This is a genomic window from Pseudomonadota bacterium (assembly GCA_034660915.1).
GTDB lineage: Bacteria > Desulfobacterota > Anaeroferrophillalia > Anaeroferrophillales > Anaeroferrophillaceae > DQWO01.
Window position 1 is genome coordinate 1 of the sequence record JAYEKE010000157.1, and the last position, 2,667, is coordinate 2,667.

A 2,667-nucleotide genomic window follows, 5' to 3' on the forward strand; every position below is an offset into this window, starting at 1 on the left:
TTCGGGCTTGGCTCATAGCGGTATTGGCCGCCGAACGAATCACACGAGGTGATTCGCGGCGGACGCCTCGGAAGCCGGCCATGGACGGCCGGCGAGAATGAGCGAGAGCCATGCCGGAACATCCTGATACCTTAATTTGGGTTGCGGGCATAGCCCGCTTTAGATCATGTTCAAAATCGCTATTGTCCGGGTATTTTAACAATAAGTCAACGAAGGGGACACCCGTGATATTCTCAACCTCCGGCCATCAAGCCCAGATACCAGCTGATTAATGGCGGTCCCCAGAAAAGATAGATCAGGGCTCCGAAGGCCAGGAAAGGCCCGAAGGGAATGGCAAACTGGCTGTCTTTTTTATTGATCACCATCAGCAGCACCCCAACCACCGAACCGACCAGTGAGCTGACCAGGATGATCAGCAGCAGGGATTTAACCCCCAGAAAAGCGCCGATCATGGCCAGCAGCTTGACATCACCACCGCCCATGCCATCCCGCCCGGTAAGCCGGTAATAGCTTTCGGCAATCAACCAGAGAACACCACCACCCACAATAATTCCCAGGACCGACTCCACCCAGGGGATGGTCAGCCCGGCCAGACTGCACAAAAAACCCAAGACAATACCGCTGAGGCTGAAACGATCAGGAATAATCTGGTGGTCAAGATCAATAAAAGTGATGGGGATCAACAGACTGACAAAAATCAGCCAGCAAATCGTGACCGGCTGCCAACCGCTGTGAAAGTACACAGCCAGGAACAAAATCCCGGTGAGCAATTCCACCAGCATATAGCGCGGTGAAATAGTCGCTTTACAGAAATAACAGCGGCCCCGCAGGAAAAGGTAGCTGAACACGGGGAGATTCTGCCACCAGAGAATCTGCCGGCCACAGGCAGGACAGTGGGACGGCGGCGAAACCACGGACTCTTCCCGGGGAATCCGGTAAATACAGACATTAAAAAAACTGCCGATGGCCAGCCCCAGGAGAAAAACCATCACTTCAATAAATATCTTCAGCTCATAAGGCATAGAATCAGATCCATTAACTTACCCCCTCAATATTCTTATTTTCACGAGGCAGTTTGATAATAAATGTAGTCCCCTGGCCGGGAGTGCTGTCAACCTGCAGCTGGCCGCCATGTTTATTGACGATGATATCGTAAGAAATATACAGTCCCAGACCGGTGCCGGTTCCCACAACCTTGGTGGTAAAAAAAGGATTGAAAATATTTTCCCTGACCTCCTCACTCATCCCCGGGCCGTCATCACTGAGGCGGCAGGTCACCCATTGATCGTCATAATCAGTAACAATGCTGATTTTCCCTTTGTCTTCCCGCCCCTGCTCCTTGATAGCCTGGGCGGCGTTAACAATAATATTGAGCAGCACCTGGTTGATTTCCCCGGAGTCGCAGACAACATCGGGTAAATCCTCCGCCAGCTCGGTTTTCGTATCGGCCACATATTTATATTCATTGCGCGAGACCACCAGGGTGGTTTCAATGGCCCGGTTCAGATTGTAATGGCCGCTTTCATCCCCGCTGTCCACCCGGGAAAATTCCCGCAGTTTGATCACTATTTGCGAAATCCGTTCAAAACCTTCCGCATTTTCCCCAAAAAGCTCATCCAGGTCTTCGAGGATAAAATCCAGGTGAGCATCCTCCTCGACTTGCCGCAATATTTTCAGTTCCTCTGGCAGCAGATCCGGGTTCAACTCGCTCACTTTACCGATAAACTCCTGGTATCGGGGAATCAGCTGTTTGAACTGGTCCACATAGTTTTTAACACTTTCCATATTGCTGGAGACAAAGCCGATGGGGGTGTTCAGTTCATGGGCCACCCCGGCCGCCAGCTGGCCGACAGCCTCCATTCGCTGGGAAAGCCGCAATTGATTTTCCAGCAGGTTTTCCCTGGTAATATCCCGTTTAACGGCCGCGTAATTAACGATATTACCGCCGTCATCCTTGATGGGGAAGATTGCTGCCTGTTCAGCAAAAAAAGTACCATCTTTCCGTTTATTTTTAAACACTCCGTGCCAGACATCACCGGCGGTAATAGTATCCCAGAGTTTTTGATAAAAGGCTTCATCCTGGCTGCCACTTTTGAGGACCCGGGGGTTCTGCCCCAGGGCCTCAACCTGGCTATAACCGGTTGATTGCGTGAATGCCGGGTTGCAGTAGACAATATTTCCAGCCAGATCGGTAACCACAATAGTTTCACTGGTTTGTTCCACCACCGAAGATAAGCGTTTTAAACGTTTTTCCGCCTTTTTAATCTCCGTCAGATCATAAAAAGCGCCAACCACTCCCCCTGGGGAACCATCCCGATATTTAAATAAATCTTTCATGATCGCGTAATAACGCTGACTGCCGTCGGCAAGAGACAAAAGGCATTCATAATGCTGTAATCCCCGGCCTTCAAGGGCCTGATCGTCGGTGGACGCCGCCAGTCTGGTCAGTTGGCCATTTAAAAAATCCGCGGCGGTTTTACCCAGCAGCTCGTCACCACTAATCCCGGCCAGACGGATAAAAGCCTGATTGTAACCAAGAAATTTCCCTTCATTATCTTTGTAAAATACCGGATTCGGCAAAGCATTCAACAGTTCTCCCAAAAAAAACAGCTGTTCTTTTTGCTCAGCCTCCAGCTGATGCAGTTTAGCGATAGCATCCTTAAGATT

The 2,667-nt window shown here is 50.3% G+C and carries 2 protein-coding genes; both read right to left on the bottom strand.

What is annotated here, in order from left to right:
- Positions 1 to 233 precede the first annotated feature (233 nt).
- Positions 234 to 1,022 (bottom strand): prepilin peptidase, encoded by a 789-nt coding sequence (locus tag U9P07_09150; GenBank protein MEA2109570.1) that lies wholly within the window; start codon positions 1,020 to 1,022, stop codon positions 234 to 236.
- Between the two features lie 13 nt (positions 1,023 to 1,035).
- The coding region (locus tag U9P07_09155) for a PAS domain S-box protein (protein MEA2109571.1) at positions 1,036 to 2,667 on the bottom strand (1,632 nt) is incomplete at its 5' end.